Origin of the sequence: Streptomyces sp. NPDC058279, from assembly GCF_042881255.1 — a bacterium.
Lineage (GTDB): Bacteria > Actinomycetota > Actinomycetes > Streptomycetales > Streptomycetaceae > Streptomyces.
The window spans coordinates 310,754-327,345 of the sequence record NZ_JBHVYA010000005.1 but is presented as its reverse complement, the minus strand read 5'-3'; the positions used below and the strand labels follow the sequence as shown (position 1 = coordinate 327,345).

At 65.2% G+C, this 16,592-nt stretch carries 11 protein-coding genes; all 11 read left to right on the top strand.

The window, feature by feature from the left end:
• Nucleotides 1-90 precede the first annotated feature (90 nt).
• The 11 genes from ACFVXJ_RS13355 (at nt 91) to ACFVXJ_RS13305 (ending at nt 16,473) form a co-directional block, all read left to right on the top strand.
• Entirely contained in the window at nt 91-1,074 is a 984-nt protein-coding gene (locus ACFVXJ_RS13355; RefSeq protein ID WP_389661829.1) for a hypothetical protein, read from the top strand.
• On the top strand, nt 1,071-1,772 hold the full coding sequence (locus ACFVXJ_RS13350) for a hypothetical protein (protein WP_389661828.1): 702 nt from the start codon (nt 1,071-1,073) through the stop codon (nt 1,770-1,772). Before ACFVXJ_RS13355 ends, ACFVXJ_RS13350 begins: the two co-directional genes overlap by 4 nt.
• A 74-nt stretch (nt 1,773-1,846) precedes the next feature.
• Nucleotides 1,847-2,635, top strand: coding sequence for a hypothetical protein (locus ACFVXJ_RS13345; RefSeq protein WP_389661827.1), 789 nt, complete (start codon nt 1,847-1,849; stop codon nt 2,633-2,635).
• Nucleotides 2,632-3,342 carry a hypothetical protein gene (locus ACFVXJ_RS13340; protein WP_389661826.1) on the top strand — a complete coding sequence of 237 codons (711 nt, stop codon included), beginning with the start codon at nt 2,632-2,634 and terminating at the stop codon, nt 3,340-3,342. Before ACFVXJ_RS13345 ends, ACFVXJ_RS13340 begins: the two co-directional genes overlap by 4 nt.
• A gap of 63 nt (nt 3,343-3,405) precedes the next feature.
• Nucleotides 3,406-3,930, top strand: a complete 525-nt coding sequence (locus ACFVXJ_RS13335; RefSeq protein ID WP_389661825.1) for a hypothetical protein — start codon at nt 3,406-3,408, stop codon at nt 3,928-3,930.
• The gene (locus ACFVXJ_RS13330; RefSeq protein ID WP_389661824.1) at nt 3,930-4,964 is read left to right on the top strand and encodes a hypothetical protein; all 1,035 of its coding nucleotides are present in this window, start codon (nt 3,930-3,932) and stop codon (nt 4,962-4,964) included. Before ACFVXJ_RS13335 ends, ACFVXJ_RS13330 begins: the two co-directional genes overlap by 1 nt.
• Before the next feature lie 94 nt (nt 4,965-5,058).
• A complete protein-coding gene (gene mobL / locus ACFVXJ_RS13325; RefSeq protein ID WP_389661823.1) occupies nt 5,059-7,338 on the top strand; it encodes a relaxase MobL in 2,280 nt (759 codons plus the stop codon).
• A gap of 86 nt (nt 7,339-7,424) precedes the next feature.
• Nucleotides 7,425-7,973 (top strand): hypothetical protein, encoded by a 549-nt coding sequence (locus ACFVXJ_RS13320; RefSeq protein WP_389661822.1) that lies wholly within the window; start codon nt 7,425-7,427, stop codon nt 7,971-7,973.
• A 364-nt stretch (nt 7,974-8,337) separates the two neighbouring features.
• Nucleotides 8,338-10,092 (top strand): AAA family ATPase, encoded by a 1,755-nt coding sequence (locus tag ACFVXJ_RS13315; protein WP_389661821.1) that lies wholly within the window; start codon nt 8,338-8,340, stop codon nt 10,090-10,092.
• 141 nt (nt 10,093-10,233) lie between these two features.
• The gene (locus ACFVXJ_RS13310; RefSeq protein ID WP_389661820.1) at nt 10,234-12,291 is read left to right on the top strand and encodes a hypothetical protein; all 2,058 of its coding nucleotides are present in this window, start codon (nt 10,234-10,236) and stop codon (nt 12,289-12,291) included.
• Between the two features lie 135 nt (nt 12,292-12,426).
• Complete coding sequence (locus ACFVXJ_RS13305; protein WP_389661819.1) at nt 12,427-16,473, top strand: type IV secretory system conjugative DNA transfer family protein; 4,047 nt, start codon at nt 12,427-12,429, stop codon at nt 16,471-16,473.
• Nucleotides 16,474-16,592 lie beyond the last annotated feature (119 nt).

The window sequence follows — 16,592 nt, the reverse complement described above, 5'->3', positions numbered from 1 at the left end:
TCTTACTGAATGGATTCACACTCGGCCGTGAATGGCTTTTGATATAGGCTTCAGTCGTTTATGAGAACAACGCGGAGTGAGGAGCGTTCCGTGACGACAACCCCTGACGAGTCCGAGGGCATCGGATCGGAGCAGGAGAGCGAGTCGATGCCCGGGGAGAAGCCCGCGGTATCGAAGACGCACACGAAGGTCACCGGAGTCGAGCTCGAAGAGCGCTTCGCGGGCTGGATGATGCGCCGGCGAGAGAAGGGCCAGGCCCGCGCCCCGGCGGACAACGCGCGCCTGCTCCGCCGCGGCGTCACCGCGGTGATGAGTGCCGGGATCCTCGCCCTGGTCATCACTGCGGGCGTGACCGGCGAGAGCTTCAAGACGACCACAGCGGACAACGAGGCCCGGATCCTCCAGCTCACGCAACAGTTGGACGATGCCCAGTCCAAGCCCGCGAAGGCGGACGTCGGCGCGCAGTTGTCAAAGCTCGCCGAGGCGGCAGCCGCCGACGCGAAGAAGGTCGCGGCGGGTGAGCAGACCTTCGCCGAGTTGTACCACCAGGCCGATGTCCAGCCCAGCCCGAAGAACGGGGCTCCGAACCAGGCCGCGCTGGAGATCGTCGAGCACCGACGGGACTTGGCGCCGCTGTTCGGCAAGGACTCCTTCCTCGTCAGTGACAAGGAGGCGTACAGCACGTCGTCGCTGACGCCGTTCGACGCGACCACCGAGATCGATCCGCGCCACGCCTGGTACATCCGCTACGACGGCGACAAGGCAGCTGCCCCGAGCACGTACGCATGGAAGGTCGAGACGGTGATGCCCGATCTGAGCGTGAAGGGCGGCTCCGGCGCGACGAACCAGGCAAGGGTCATCTGGCTGTGCCGGGACACGACGAGCGGCGAGGTGCTCGCCTGGGCGAGCGCGCGTTACGTACGCAATGGCACGGCGGGGGCCTTCGACCACTTGGCCCTCGTGGTAACCGCCGCTGGGGCTCCGCACGAGAACCCGGCGGTCAAGATCCCGGCCGGGTCCGGAGTACCCGAACTCGGTGGCACGGGCACACAGGAGGCGGGCGGGAAGCGATGACGGAGCAGACGGCAGCACCCGCACGGCGGGGATTCTTCCGGCGCAACCTCTCGGTCTTGGGGACGGCAGCGGTCCTCGCGGTCGTCGCGACGGTTGGGGGGGTGACCTGGAGCAGCCGGCACGCGGCCCTGGTTGGGCAGGAAGCCCGGATCAACGATATCGAGGGACATCTGGCGGCAGTCCGGAAGAGCGGTGCCGAGCAGGTGAACGCGGACGTCATGGCGGCGCTGGGTGTCAGCCAGAGTCGGCTGAGCACCGACCGTGAGCGCATCAAGTCGCTGCTCTCGATGATCTTCACGTGGGACTCGGGGCAGAGCTACGAGGCTGCGCGCGAGAGGCTGAAGAGTCGGTTCGACCTCACCGAGAACGAGATGTTCCTGAAGTCGTTCATGCCCCCGTCGAGGTTCAACGAGGATTCCCAAGGGCGGCGTTACCACTACATCGACGCGGTCGGCCTGAACTCGGCCCTCGGCGCGGATCCGGACATGGAGGTCATCGACGCCAAGGCGGGCGTCTACACCTACGCCGTCCTCGCCGACGTCGAGGTCACCTCCGACGCGACCTCCCAGAACAAGGCGAGCAAAGCCAGTGTCACGGCGTACCGGCGCGCGCTCCTCTTCGTCACGGTCGACGCCCAGGGCAAGGTCTCGAACCTCTCCGGCGTGCCGGCGAGCGGCGAGACTCGCCATTCCAAATGACTCACACGCCCTTTTAACTCGTCTCGCTGATAGAGTTAGACTGATATTTGAGTCGAACGGCGAGTCGAGGAGCAATGGCGTCGACACAGACCGATGAGTCGGGCGAGTCCGCGGTACGCAAGACGCGCTTCGTCGCGACGTCCGGGTCCTCGCAGGAGGGCGCGGACACTCCTGAGCGCATGGAGCCCGCGGGCAGCCTGCGCAAGCGCACCCTTGCGGCCGGCCTGAGCATGGGTGTCGGCGCACTGCTGTGCTTCCTACTCTCCGCAGGAATTTCCGACAGCCAGAGCGCGGTGCGCGGTACGGCTGTATCGGAGGTGTCCTCTCTGCGGGAGCAACTCCGGATCACCGAGGCGAAGACCGCGGCGCTACCGAAGGCCGACGACGCCGAGCGTGGTCTGACCGCGGCCCTGAGGGCGGCTGGTCAAGTCGCGAAGCTGCAGAACGACTACCGCTACCTGACGCCCAAGGTGGCGGCAGACGGCGGCAAGCTCGACGCCGCGACGTCTCAGTCGACGCTACGCAATCTCATCCCCTACTTTGCCCCCTCGGTACACCAGGGAGACCTGGGCCCGTGGTACCTGCTCGCCGGCGACAAGGACGTACCAGCCGGCGTCGGGATCCCAATGAGCTTCGACTCGGGCTTCGAGTGGGCCGGCCAGGTGCCTTACCTGGTCAACGACGACGGCACCATCGCGGTGACCTGGCTGGCGATGGAGACCAGGACCGGGGCGGGCGAGAAGCCGGCGGTGCTGGCCTGGGCCCGCGCCGACTACGACCTGGTCCGCAACGCGTTCGTGAACATCCGGACCGGTACGACGGCCACGGGCGAGGCTCTGGAGCAGGAGGTGAGGGCACCGTGAAGGAGGAGATCAACGACAAGTTGCGCCTGCACGCCGGGAGAATCCTGCTCGGCGGCACCGGGGCGCTGCTCGCGCTCTCGGTGGTCACACTCGGAGCCACCCTGCTCAGCGACGGTTCAGCTGCGTCGGACATCCAGGACAACGCGGTTGTTCAGAAGCTCGAAGGCAACCTCAGCGACGCCCGGACCGAGCTCGCAGCACAGCACACGGCGCTGCTGGCCCAACTGCGGGGCGTGGACATCGAGCGGGTGAACCGTGACAGGACGACGGGCCGGTCCCTTCTACTCGGCCTCACGGACAGCTCGGCGTCGAGCCGGACCGTCAAGGACCAGCAGGCGCTACTCGACGCGCGCTACGGCTTCCTCGACCACGAGTCCCGCGTACTGACCGAGTTCGTGCCGGAGTGGATGACTGCGACCCGAGCCACGAAGGGCGCTGGGACGACGTACGCGCTTGCCGATCTGGACGTTCATGTGAGTCGGGTGCAGGGCCTGAACTACTCCTACACGGGGGTGGCCCGTCTCGATCCGGTCCGCGTTGGACCGGAGCAGAGCAGCACTGCCAAGAGCGAGTTCGTGGTCCTCACTTACTCCACCTCTCAGGACGGCACGGCGACGTCGCTGGACGCCTACCGAGCCTCCGACAAGACCCGCGACGCCCTCGTCGGCGCCGGCGAGGAACAGTCCTCCCCCAAGCCGATCGGGTGAGCGAAGCGCCCACCGTTTCGGCACGCACCCCAAAAGACCTCTACGAGACGTAAGGACACGAACATGTCGACTCAGGCCCTGGAGAAGACCGAGACGACTGTCCCGACGAGCACGGCCGCGGCGTCGAGGAAGACCACGGCCAAGCCTGAGCAGGAGCACAAGGCTTCGAAGCTGCGCACCGGATGGCGGCGCCTGGCTCCGAAGAATCAGGCCGGTAGGTTCTCTGTCGTGGTGTGGGCGGGGTTCTTCCGGGCCGTCGTCCTTCTCGCCGACTACCTGCTGGCATGCATCACGGCCGTGGTCATCCTCCCGCTGCTGGGCGCATGGCTGCACCAGCAGTCGGGCGCAACCCGGGGTGCGCTCAGCGCGGATGGAACCATCGCCATGTGGCTGATGCCGCTCCTCTTCCTGGTCGCACTGCTCGCCGTGGGCGAGATCGTCGTGATGCGCGGCATGTGGCGCTGGGCAACACGGATGATCGCGAAGATCCAGGACGCCCAGGGCGAGGCGACCGGGGCCGACGTCACACCGAAGTCCACGCCCAGGACCACCAACCAGAGCAAGACCAACCGCAAGAGGAGCAAGTGATGCGTACCGCAGGACTGACGATGAACGACGTATGGGCCCACCGTGTCCTGCGTGAACGAGGAGTGGAGACGTACCGGCTGGAGGGGGTGGTCGCCGAGCTCGGCGTCATGGTCGAATCGCTCGACCTCAAGCATCGGGGCAAGGAGGAGAACTATCGTCCGTATCTGCACATGACGGGCGAGCTGCGCTCGGTCACCCCTGCCGAGGCCCTGCCGTTCGGTATCTCCCAGGTGACCTACTCCCCCGGCCAGGGCGAGAGGGTGGACGCCTTCTACGAGTTCGACGACCAGCAGCTGGTGGTGCTGGCCGGCAAGGGATACTTCACGAGTGGCTTCACCGTGCCCGAGCAGGTCACTGGGATCGAGTGGGAGTTGCCGGCCACGGCGGACGTGCTCGTCCTCGCTCCGTCGGAGGTGCAGATCGAAGGCGATGTGCCCGTGGTCTTCACCCAGATCCACGGCATCGGGGGCTTGGAGATCGATCTCGAGTCCAGCGGCTATGACCTCGCCGGCTACTTCGCCGACCAATCCAGGAACGGCGTCCCGCGGGCCGAGGCCGTGGTCGATGCACGTGGGCTGAAGTCGCGCTCGGACGTGATCAACCCGCTGTTCACCGAGGACGAGCTGGGCCTGGACACCGAGACCAAGCAGGCCGTCGGAGCGCCCGCCCCTGAGGCAGCGCCGGTCGCTGACGGCATGAACACACGCTTGCGGCAGATCGAGGCGGAGATCGCCGCCGAACGGGAGCAGTACAAGACCGAGCGTGCGAGCACCGAAGGCACCACGGAGAACCTCTACCGGGAGCGCGTGGCTGCACCACTACACAGGGCTGAAGAGCAGGAGGTGCCGTCCGCTTCCTCGGTCCCGACCCGTGAGGCGCAGCGCGACCTGAACCTGGACCCCGACCTGGAGGAGGAGACACGCCGACGTGAGGTCAAGCCCGTCCCGAGCCTGGACGAGCGCAAGCTCCAGGTGGCCCAGCGTGCAGCCGACCTGGACTTCGGCGTTGACGACGAGCAGAGCTTGGGCTCCTGAGGACGGATCAGGCATGACGTGCGCGGCCCCGGGAGCTGGCTGACACCAGCCGGGGCCGTAGTGCATCGGTAGCGAGACAGGAAGGAGAGCGACGATGGGCCTGAAGCAGGACATCGTGATCGTGAATGAGTTCAGCGTGCCGCTGCCCGGCGGCAAGGGATCGCGCGGCGCGACGCCGGGCGACTACGTCACCCGGTACATGGCCCGCGCGCAGGCGACGGAGTCACTGGCTCCGATCCAGCGTCTGCGCACCGACGACTTCATCCTGCGCTACACGGCCCGGGAGTCCGCCGTCGAGCGCGTCGGCATCTCGCGGGGTGCGACGAAGCACGAGATGCGCCAGGCCCAAGGCAACGGCGGCGTAGCCTTCGGCTACGGCTCGGTCTCGCTCTCGGACGAACAGCTCAAGGCGGCCGGCAAGGACATCCAGCACTACTTCGACGCTGGGCACACCGTGTTGAAGACCGTGCTGTCTTTCGACGAGGAGTACCTGCGGAAGCAAAAGATCATCGACGATGACTTCCGCTGCGAAGCCCGCGGTGACTACCGCGGCCACATCGATCAGATGAAGCTGCGCATGGCGATCATGTACGGCCTGGAGCGGATGGGCTCGGGCACCAGCGGCTTCGACGACCTGCGGTACGTGGGGGTCATCCAGGTCGATACCGAGCACGTGCACTGCCACCTGGCCATGGTCGACGGCGGCCGGGGCCAGGTGACGAAGAACGGCACGCAGCGCGGCAAGCTACTGGACCGGCACAAGTCCCGGCTCCGCCGCGGCGTCGACACCTGGCTCGACCAGAAGCAGGCGGTGGCTCACCTCTCCAGCGCCGTCGGCTACGAGCGGCGCAACGTCACCACCTTCATCAAGCGGTGGGCGCACGAGCGAATCCGTGCCGAGTCTCTGCCGCAGTTTCTGCTCGCCTGCCTGCCTGGGGACCGAACGCTTTGGCGCGCCGGCTCGAACGACGCTCGCATGCGCAAGGCGAACCAGCTGGTGACCGAGCTCGTGAAGGAGCAGCTCGAACGTGCTGGGTCCCCGATGCCCGAGGCCATGGAGCGCATCGTCGACTACGCCAACGAGCGCCGCGCGAACGAGTCTCTGAGCACGGAGGAATGGCAGAAGCTGGTCGAGCGGGGACGTACGCAGATCACGGAGCGCGCCGTCAACGGCATCTACCAGATGCTTCGGGCCATGCCGGAGTCGGAACTGCGAGTGCGCACGCCGATGCTCGAAGTCATGGGGATGGACTACCAGCAGATGGCGGCGCTGGCTGCAGATCGTCAGGTGGACCACGAGAACACGGAAGCTGATCTGGTCTCCTTCGGCTTCCGGCTGCGCAGCTACGCCTCACGTCTACGGCATCACCGGGAGAAGGTCGGGGTCTATCGCGATCTCACCCACCAGTGGGAACAGGCCGATAGGGCCGGGGTGGCCGCCGAGGATTCGCGCCCGCTCTACGACTTCTATCGCTTCGAGGAGGGCTACCACTGGAGGCTGATGAGCAAGTACCGGCACTTCCTACCCTTCGTCGGGGATGCGGGCGCATGGCACGAGCAGCAGCAGGACGTGGCGGCTTACGGCCGGCGGCTGCTCTCGCTCATGGCCCTGCGCGCGGATGCCTCTCTGCAGCGGATGAAAGACTCCGAGGAGGCCGAGAATCTGGGCCGGACGATCTACGATCAGCCCGGCGGCAGGCTCCTGACCGAGGGCGAGCGCGGCCGGGCGGTGCTGGACGCGCGCATTCGGACGATGAAGCAGTCCTATGACCAGAAGTTGGACGGCCTCCGGGCCGATCTCGCTTCCTCCGGCCTGGTGCTGCGCGTGGGGTCGAGCGCCGAGGGTCGGGCGAGTACGGAGACGGACGCGGTCAGCACGGACTTCAAGGTCGTCGTCGGTACGACGTATGACTTCGACGAGGTCAAGGGCTTGGATCTACATCACCTGGGCTACGACTTCGTCACCGACGTCCGAATCGGGCCGCGCGCACACCAGGCCTTCGTCGAGACGGCCAGGGATCGCCGACGGCTGCTGCTGGCGGCGATGGACTACCTGGACCAGTCCGGTCAGGCAGAGGCGATTCCCGATCTGCCGGTGAACGATGTCGCGGCGATGACACGGGTCTCCCGGGAGCTGACGTCCCAGCAGACGGGCCAGGGATCCGGCTCGCTCATGTTGCGTTCCCGAATCGCGGAGCTGCGCGCCGGGCGCGGGCAGGCCGAGCGGATGCGGCGGTCCAAGGCTTCCTCGCTGGACGCCGGCCTGGTCGTGCGGGTCCAGGCCCGAGTCGATCGGGCTGTGACCACAGCAGACGCCGAGATGGCATTCGACTCGCATCAGCCGTCCATCTCAACCGCTTTTGAGCGTGACTAGACAGGCTGGTTACGTCTTGTTCGGGCGATGTGACTGATCGCGGCCGCCTGTCAGATGACAGTCGGAACAAGTGGAGGGAAGAGATCATGGCACTTCTCAAGGGCCCGGGCGCGATGACCGGAGTCAACCTCATCGCGATAGCCTACAAGAAGGGCTTCACCAGCAATGGCAAGTCCCAGTACGCCGACATCCAGCTTGACGCTCGAGATCTGCGCGGCCCGAAGCAAACGAACCTGCATCTGAAGTCCGATCGGGTTCAGGGCGAGGACGGCAAGGTCCGCTACAACAACGGCGCCCCGTACTCCACCGGTCAGATGGAGGAGATCGCCAGGGCCGCGGGGCCGAACACCGAGCCGATCCTGGACAAGGACGGCAACGAGGTCGGCACCATCTACGGCTTCAAGGGCAATGTGATGCCCGCGACGCGCGGCACCGGCCTGGTGGTCAACACCAAGTCCGTCGAGGCCTCCGAGTTCAAGGTCGACAGCAAAACGCTGGACAACCAATTGGCCTCCATGCGCGCAGCCCGCAAGGCCCGGGCCGCGGCCAAGGAGTCACAGGCCCAGGCTTCGGCTCCCGAGACCGAGCGGGAGCAGGCAGCCGAGGTCGAGGTCGACCAGCCGACGGTCGGCTGAGACCAAGGTCGAGGCCGAGTCAAGCCCTCGAAAGGCCCCTGGAATGACATCCAGGGGCCTTTCGGCTACACGGGGGCGCCTGCCCGCCGGTCAGCTCGCACCACCGAAACCGTCAGCGCGCGAGCGCACGCATCCGGACGCAAGTCGATCGCCTGACTCCTGGAGTGCACGACCCACGACTACGAGACGTCGAGCACTGATCGCGCGGCCGCCTCCGATCCAAGACCCATCTCCGAATGTTCTCACGGACCCTTCCAGCCCTCCATTGAGCGCCCTATTGGGTGCTACTCATGATAGGTTTCGACTGGTTTTACAGTCGAATCGTCAGCCCTGTCGAGAGGTCTTGTGTGGCATGTTTCAAGAGGTGCAGCTCAACGAGCGCTACCGGCTCCTGTCCAAACTCTCGGAGCCGCTGAAGAAGGCCGAGCGCGACATCGTCGGCCGCGAGCACGAGACGACACAGCTGCTGGCCTCACTGAGCCGCCCCGAGCTGTGCAACGCGCTCCTGTTGGCCGAGGCCGGCACAGGCAAGACGGCCCTGGTCCAGGCCACGATGCTGGTGGACAAGGAACGCCTCTACCTGGAAGTGGACCCAGCGCGCATGATCTCCGAGGCGGGCACCGCCGAGAACATGGCCGCGATTCTCAAGGGCTTCTTCGACGAGGCCGAGGACTTCGTCAGAAACGAGCAGCACGAACTGGTCCTCTTCATCGACGAGTTCCACCAGATCGCTCAGCTCTCCGACGCCGCCGTCGAGGCGATCAAGCCGGTCCTCGCCGCATCGGGAACCCGCGGCATAAGGATCATCGCGGCGACAACCTACGAGGAGTTCCACAAGCACATCTCGCCGAACCAGCCGCTCGTCGAGCGACTGCAACGCATCAACCTGAACCCGCCCGACCAGTCGACGACCATCAAGATTCTGCAGGGCATGGCCGAACGATATGGCGTGGCTGACGAGTTCTACGACGACCACATCTTCCGGCAGATCTACGAGTACACCCAGCGCTACATGCCGGCCAGCGCTCAACCGCGCAAGTCGATCCTCGTGCTCGACTCCATGGTCGGCTGGTCTCGCCTGACGCACCGGCCGATGGACCGGGACCTGCTCTCGGACGTGCTCATGGAGACCCTGAACGTCAACGTGGCCTTCAAGGTCGACGGCGCGAAGATCAAGAAGCAGCTGGACGAGAAGGTGTTCAGCCAGGAATGGGCGACCAGCGCGGTGGCACGTCGCCTACAGCTGGCGGTGGCGGACCTCAACGACAAGGGAAAGCCAATGGCGAGCCTGCTGTTCACGGGCTCCACTGGTGTCGGCAAAACCGAACTCACCAAGCAGCTGGCGAAGCTGCTGTTCGGCGATGACCAGCGGCACCTGATCCGTTTCGACATGACGGAGTACGCCGAGGACTCGTCATTCGCGGCCTTCCGCTCCGAACTCACCAAGCGGGTGTGGGACCTCTCCCACGCCGTGTTGCTTTTCGACGAGGTCGAGAAGGCCTCGGCGATGGTCACGCGCGTGCTGCTACAGGTGCTCGACGACGGCCGGCTCAACGACGACAACAACCGCGAAGTGAGCTTCCTCAACACGTACATCGTTCTGACGACGAACGCCGGCACGGAGATCTACAAGAGCATCTCGCAGTACGCCGCCGACGACACCGGCTCGGGCAAACAGCTCATGGAGTACGAGAAGCTGATCCGCCGCTCCATCTCCTCGACGACGGGCGACAACCGGTTCCCGCCCGAGCTGCTGGGCCGCATCGACGCGATCGTACCCTTCCAGCCGCTGTCGCTGCCGACGCAGCAGAAGATCGTGCGGAAGAAGCTGCGGCAGATGGTGCAGGAGGTGTTCATCAAGCACAACGTGCGGGTCGACGTCGATGCGAGGGTGCTGCAGTACCTCATCGAGGACAAGGGTGACACCGACTCCGATGCCGGCGGCGCGCGTGCGGCCGTGGCGAGGCTGACCGACGAGGTCACCACCGCGGTGGCGACCTTCCTCAACGAGCACCCCTCGGAGCGACGGATCCGCATCGACGTCGTCGGCGACTTGGTCAGCGACGACAAGAACCTGCTGAGTTCCGATGCCTACATCGAGGTCAGTGCGGTGCGATGAGTCGGTCAAGACCGGCGGGACCTAGTCGACTAATGAGTCGATAGCCATTCAACACCCTATTGTTGCTTACTCCGACAAGGCGACGATAGGATGCTCGTAAACTAGGCGGACTGTGTTCTTTTGGCGAGGGGATCGGCATCAATGGGCATTCTGGGAGCGGCGGCGGTCCGCCAGAAGAAGGAACGGAAGAAGAAGCCCAACGAGCTTCTGGCCTCCGTTGTGAGAGAGACGGCGATCCCGGCAGCCGTCGAGTTGCTGCGGTCGAACACTCCGTTCGTCTTTCCCAGCGGCACGGCCTGGGTGATGCTCGTGCTTGCTGCCGAGGAGATCGGCGGCCTGAGTACGCGGCACGGCCGGGACGAGGCGAAGGGCTCGATCATCGAGCTCATCAGCTCCGACCAGATCCGCACGGTGGCCACGGCAGAGATGCTCGAAGAGGAAGTCTTCGGCATCATCCCCACCGCCGAGACCCTCGCGCGCATGGAGGAGTACTCGCTGCTCACCGGTGCCACCTACGCCTGGGCCGTCGTGTGGCAGAAGCCCGGCGGCGATCTGCTCGTCGATCTGGTGAACGATGCGACCTTCGCAGAGGCGCGCTTCGTCGCTGCAGGTGTCAGGACCCTCGAAGAAGCCGTGGGAAAGAAGGCGTGGGACGAACACAGCGGCCTGGTCGCCGAGGCTGGGACCGCCGACCCCGCCCCGGCGCTCCTCGATGAGGACGAGGGGGATGCGATCTTCGATGAGATCCCCGGTGACGAGGGGGCTGACGAGGGCCTGGACGACGAGCCGCGTTTCAGCGACGTCGTCCACGACGATGAAGGGGTGGACGCACCCCTGTTCGGCGGGGACGACGTGGGCACCGCTTCGGTCGAGTCGGAGCCGGACCACGACGGCGACGAGGTGACCGACTACGAGGGCTTCGACGAGACCGACACCGGCTACGGCATCGAAGGCGACCACCAGGAGGCCGACGACGCCGTGCTGTTGGCGGATCAGGCCCAGGTACGCGACGTCATCGCCCGCCGATTCCTCTCCGACGAGCTGGACTTGGACGTCCGGCTTGACGAGTTCGACGCGACCTTCGCCATCGGCGCACCGGTCGTACAGATCGCCGTGCCCGAGGGAGCGACCGAGTGGCTCGGGGACCAGGTCGCCCAGCTCAACCGGCAGGCCAACGCAGACTTGATGCAGCTCCGTTCCGCGCACGAGGTCGAGCTGCGTGCGCTCTACGTCAACCTCATGTCGGCGCACACCGAGCAGGTCATCCGTGCGGTGGCCACCGACCGCGAGGGCTCCCGGTACAAGCTGTTGAAGGACGCGGCTGAGGCTGAGCACCAGCAGCGGCAGGCAGAGAGGGAGGAAAAGGTCCGAGCCCGCCGGGCGGAGATCGCCAAGGAATATGAGGCGCAGGCCACCAAGGTGGCCCAGCAGGCGGCGCTTTCGGCGGAGCTGCAGTACAAGGAGCGCAACCGCTCGCGGATGGAGCGCGAGCAGATTGACTCCGTCGCCCAGATCGAGCGGGACATCGAGGATACCCACGCGCACAACCAGCAGGAAATCCTGCGGGTCCGGCGGTCGGACGCAACGCTGAAGATGCAGACCGGGCAGACGCGGATATTCGAGGTGCTGGCCGAGCGACAGTCGGAGTACCTGGCGGCCGAGGAAGAGCGCCTGAGCCAGTGGAAGTCCGAGATCCAGCGAATCGTCGACGACAACCGCAAGGCCGACATCGCCCAGTTCGAGGCGCTGGCCGAGCACCAGCGGACCACGGACGAGATCGGCATCCTGCGCCGGGAACAGCAGGACCTCCTGGAATCGGTGCGCTCTGAGCACGCCGACCGGATCCGCCGAATGGAGGACGATCTCGAACGCAACCGCAAGGACGCCATCACGCAGATGACGACTCGGGACGCCGAGTGGCAGCACAACCTCAACCTGGAGAAGGAGAAGACCAACTTCCAGGTGACGCGGGTCACCGACCTGCTCAAGCAGCTGTCGACGGTCGAGGATTCAGTGGCCAGGCGGTACGAAGCACGCCTGACGGAGATGCAGGCCGACAAGGAGGCCTACGCCAACGAGCTGGCGCGGGCTTCCGAGATCCAGAGCCGCTCGAACAAGATCCTCGTCGTCATGATCGTCACGCTCTCGCTCCTGATGGGTGTGGCCGGCTTCATCGTCGGGGTGGTCTGGATCCGTTGAGCGATCCGGTCATGACCGACGGGGTGATCTGACGGCGCATGGGGCGCGTTCCCCGTGCGCCGTCGTCGTCTGCGCAGCCGGGCGCGCTGGACAGCGGGACAGCGAAATGAGCGAGGCTCGAGATAAGGAATCACGATGGCCACGAACAGGCGGAAGGCGGCACGGCCGAAGGCGAGCAGCTGGGAGAAGATCTCGGCGCGGACGCCCGGCGAGACGCTGACGAACCGAGACGTCTACGACAACCAGCAGTTGGACCGCAGCAAGTTCCTGACCCTGAGGTCGACCAGACCGGGCATCGTCGTCGCGGTGATTACCGGGGTGCTGGTGACGGTCGTTGCCTGGGTCTTCTACTCGCTCATCGCCGCGGCGGTGCTCTCGGTGGGCGTGTTCGTGGGCTCGGGTGTGTCCGGCAGCGGCAGCGACAAGCCGAGTGCGTACTACGTTCAGGACACCACGACGGGTGCGGGCGGCTCGGTCGTGAAGTGTTACCGACCCCTGACCCAGGACGGCAACCCGGACGTGAAGGCGAAGTGCCACCCCAGCGCTGAGGCTGTTCCGGTCCCCATCTGGTACACCGCGGCGAAGGACGGCAAGCTCGGCGCCGGCGGGCGGGCTGAGCCCAAGAAGAGCGCGACGACGGTCGGAGAGCAGCTGGCCGACGTCTCGGGGTTCAAGCTCTTCATCACGCTCGGCTCGGGTCTGATGGTCGCCCTCATGATCGGCACATGGTTCTCGCGGCGGGTCGCCGCGGCGAACCTGATGAACACCACGAGCGACATCAACCAGTACCAGAACGACCAGCACATCGCTCTGCCGGAAGAGATCCAGCAGAACTACGACTGGTTCCCTGACGCCGGTGCTCACTCGAGCGTGCAGGTCAGCTCGATGCTCAGCCACATGATGCTCAGGCAGAAGGGTCTGGGCACCGTCGAGGTCGCCCAGCGCGCCAAGGAGGACGTCACCGATGAGGAGGGGAACCTCGTCTATTACGCCGGCGAGGTCATGGACGACGACGAAGGCAGTCCGCTGACGCAGACCCTGCCGATCATCGACGAAGTCTTCGGCGACGAGCTGTTCGAGGCTTCCGGCCTCCCCGATGACAAGACCCTGCGGCAGAAGTACGACGCCACACGCATCCCATACAACCCTGACGGCAAGAACCGGGACAAACTCGGCTTCGGATCGGACACGTACAAGACCGTCGCTGCCCTGATCAAGGAGGACTGGACGTTCCCGGAGTACGAGGTCCAGCGCCCTGCCGGGGCGTACGTAGTCGATACCGCGCCGGTGAACACCATGGTGCTGGCCATTACCCGAGCCGGTAAGGGCCAGACGTACATCGAGCCGGTCATCGACATGTGGTCGCGAGAGAAGAAGCCCTCGAACATGGTCATCAACGACCCCAAGGGCGAGCTGCTGGTGAAGAACTACGTGCCCCTAGTCACACGGGGGTTCGAACCGGTGCAGTTCAACCTGATCAACTCCATGAAGACCGACATCTACAACCCCCTGGGGCTGGCGGCCGACGCAGCGCGTGAAGGCAACTTCACCAAGTGCGCACTGTATGTGGAGAACATCGCCGGGATCTTCTTTCCGCTCGACGGCGGCGAGGACCCGGTCTGGCCCAATGCCGCCAACAACGCCTTCAAGCGCGCGGCCTACGGACTCATCGACTTCTACCTGGAAGAGGAACGGGAGCTGCGCAGCGCCGCAGCCGTGCTGAACATGGACCCGGCGCTGCTCGAGCAGAAGCTCGATGACCTCTGGGGCAAGGTCACGCTCTACAACTGCTACCAGCTCTTCGTGCAGATGAGCTCGAAGAAGATCAAGAACCCTGAGGCCGAACTGCAGAAGCGGGTCAAGGCCGGCGAGTTCGAGAACAACGCGGACGCCCTGGCCGAGGAGCAGGAGAAGGCTGCGGCCCAGGCCTTCATGTGGGAAGGCAAGGCCGATCAGGACATGCTCAGCCTGTACTTCAACGCGAGCGAAGCGCTGCCCCGCAACAACATGCGCACGATGGTGGGCAACGCCCACAACGCGCTGCGCTCGATGGCCGGCGCAGAGAAGATGCTCGCCTCGGTGTACGGCATCGCGATCACCGCCATGTCGTTCTTCACCGACCCCACGATCTCGACGCTCACCTCGGGCAAGCCGTCGCAGAACACCGACCTGGCCGGCCTGAGCTTCCCGCGTCGCCTCGGCGTGCGCTTTGCGCCGAACTACGTCAAGCGCGACCACCTCGTCGGTCAGCAGGCCGTGTGGTCGGCCTACGCCGACCCAATGTTCACCAAGAACCTCGGCGAGGACTTCGAGCACGAGGAGATCGTCGGCCGCGAAGGTTGGGCCCGGTACAACTTCAAGGGCAAGTTCCCTGGCAACGAAGCCTGGCTCAAGCTGGAGCTGGTCAACCCACAGACGAAGATGCTGCTGCGCACCTTCTACTTCAGCTTCACGAAGACCCACCAGGTCTCGCTCAATGGCCGGCACTACGTGGTCGAGCCGGTGACTTGCAAGAAGATCGTGAAGAACGGCGTGATGCGCGAGCTGAAGCCGGTGCGCGAGGGTGGCACTCGGGACGGGAAGATCCTGTCGTTCCAGGCCGGGGACACGCTCTACCCGGACACGCGACTCGACTTCTCCGGCGGCGGCAACCCGGAGAAGGTCTCGTATCAGGCACGGGCGATCACGCAGAAACTGTCTCGCTACTCCGAGTCCCCGAAGGCGCTGTTCCTGGTGACTCCGCCTCACCTGATGAAGTACGCGAAACTGATCCTGATTTTGGTCAAGCAGCTGTTCGACGTGAGCGCCGACCAGTCGTACATGACGAAGTCGAACCAGAAGCCGCTCTACCGCACGCGGTTCATGCTCGACGAGCTCGGCAACCTGCAGTCGGAGGGCAAGGGCATCGACGGCTTCGCGACGATGCTCTCCATCGGCCTGGGCCAGGAGCAGCAGTTCACGCTCATCCTGCAGACCCTGCAGCAACTGCGCGACGTCTACGGCGAGAGCGTCGACAAGATCGTGCAGGGCAACACCTCGAACATCGTCTTCTTGAAGTCCACGGACGACTCGATGATCGAGACGCTGGAGAAGATGAGCGGCAAGACTCACCGGTCGTACCGAGACAGCAAGCAGATCAGCCAGGATCTCGACAAGGTCATCGGCGGCAAGACCGAGGGCCGGGTCTCCTACACGATGAGCACCAAGGAAGAGCCGCTGATCAGCTACAACGACATGGCCTTCCTCTCGCCGCGCAACTCGATCGTCTTCCGGGCCGGCGATGCGCCGATCTGGAACCGCAACCAGACGATCCTGCCGATGTCGGTCCGGCTACTGGGGGACACGATCAAGCACCCGGGGCACACGTACTCACTGCAGACGATCCCGACGCTGTCCAGTGCCATGGACTTCGACGTGCGGATGAATCAGCCGGACTTCGTGAAGATGCTGGAGAAGCGCATGCGGCAGGCGGTCAAGGCCGCGGACGCGAAGGCGCAGTACAAGGAGATCTACGGCTACCGGGAGGTCGACATCGAGCGCCTGGACCCGGATGTCTACGCCGACGAGGTCATGGAGGTCATCACGACGATGACCACGGTGGACGAGGGCCAGGCCCCCAACGCTCCGGTGGTCGTCGACCCCGACGAGTACGAGGGGATGAGCATGTTCGACGAGGACCAGTTCATCGAAAACGTCGAGGTCGGTGTCGCAGTCGCCGAGAGTCAGGCGGTCAGCGTCGAGCGGCAGCGTCTGCTCTACGCGGAGGGGACGATCAGCAAGGAGATGCTGGTCAATCCCGACGGCTCGGCAAAGGTCAAAAGCCTGGACATCGAGATCGCCGAGGCTTACAAGTCCGCGCAGACCGAGTTGGAACGGGATCGCGAGCACTTCTCGGTCGGCGGCGACGGCGAACTGCGCAGCGCCGATGGGTCTCAGACCTACATCAGCCAGATCCGCTCGGACGCGTACGCCAAGGCCGCCCGCCGGATCAACGGCCACGTGAAGGACGAGGGCTCGCGGGTGTTCGCGGAGGAGGACGTCACCGAGGAGGACCTGAAGTCGCTGGCGACGGTGAAGGTCTACTCGGCCTTCTACCAGTACCTGGCCTCGCTGCCGAGCTGGGAGGTGCTGGCCGACGGCCGGTTCGACAGGGCGATGGCCATCGAGATGAACTCGAAGTAGCTGACGGCCACTTGGGGTCGGACAAGGATCACAACCAGTGCCGAGGCCATCTCTCACCCAAGAGAGACAGCCTCGGCACTGACCTTTCAAATAGCCTTCCACTCTCTTTCGATAGGCGA

What these genes read in the sequence shown, in the direction of transcription:
- ACFVXJ_RS13350 (WP_389661828.1), top strand. Translation starts at nt 1,071, where the DNA reads ATGACGGAGCAGACGGCAGCACCCGCACGGCGGGGATTCTTCCGGCGC.
- ACFVXJ_RS13345 (WP_389661827.1), top strand. Translation starts at nt 1,847, where the DNA reads ATGGCGTCGACACAGACCGATGAGTCGGGCGAGTCCGCGGTACGCAAG.
- ACFVXJ_RS13335 (WP_389661825.1), top strand. Translation starts at nt 3,406, where the DNA reads ATGTCGACTCAGGCCCTGGAGAAGACCGAGACGACTGTCCCGACGAGC.
- ACFVXJ_RS13330 (WP_389661824.1), top strand. Translation starts at nt 3,930, where the DNA reads ATGCGTACCGCAGGACTGACGATGAACGACGTATGGGCCCACCGTGTC.
- mobL (WP_389661823.1), top strand. Translation starts at nt 5,059, where the DNA reads ATGGGCCTGAAGCAGGACATCGTGATCGTGAATGAGTTCAGCGTGCCG.
- ACFVXJ_RS13320 (WP_389661822.1), top strand. Translation starts at nt 7,425, where the DNA reads ATGGCACTTCTCAAGGGCCCGGGCGCGATGACCGGAGTCAACCTCATC.
- ACFVXJ_RS13310 (WP_389661820.1), top strand. Translation starts at nt 10,234, where the DNA reads ATGGGCATTCTGGGAGCGGCGGCGGTCCGCCAGAAGAAGGAACGGAAG.
- ACFVXJ_RS13305 (WP_389661819.1), top strand. Translation starts at nt 12,427, where the DNA reads ATGGCCACGAACAGGCGGAAGGCGGCACGGCCGAAGGCGAGCAGCTGG.